Source organism: Bacillus sp. SIMBA_005, from assembly GCF_046535585.1.
GTDB lineage: Bacteria > Bacillota > Bacilli > Bacillales > Bacillaceae > Bacillus > Bacillus pumilus.
The window spans coordinates 1-338 of record NZ_JAWRWI010000133.1; the positions used below are offsets into that span (position 1 = coordinate 1).

A 338-nucleotide genomic window follows, 5' to 3' on the forward strand; every position below is an offset into this window, starting at 1 on the left:
TGTGTTAAGAGCCAGCCGGCAATCGTGTCAATGTCTTCATTTTCGATGGCGATATCAAGGAGATCATTCACCTCTTCTATGAGCGCCTTGCCGTCCATCACATAATGGTGTTCGCCTTTTTTGACGATGTGGGGCATTTCATCCTGGTCATATTCATCACGGATTTCCCCGACGATTTCCTCCAATATGTCTTCGACGGTCACAAGTCCCGCCGTGCCGCCGTATTCGTCAACGAGAATCGCCATATGAATCCGCTCCTTCTGCATGCGGATCAAAAGCTCCTGAACGGGGATGCTTTCAATGACTCTGATGACCGGACGCATCATTTCTTTTAATTC

1 protein-coding gene is annotated in these 338 nt (G+C 48.5%); it reads right to left on the reverse strand.

Annotated elements, in window-relative coordinates:
• Nucleotides 1–338 (reverse strand): transporter associated domain-containing protein (locus tag SB660_RS19450; RefSeq protein WP_410583883.1); only part of this gene is annotated, 338 nt, incomplete at both ends.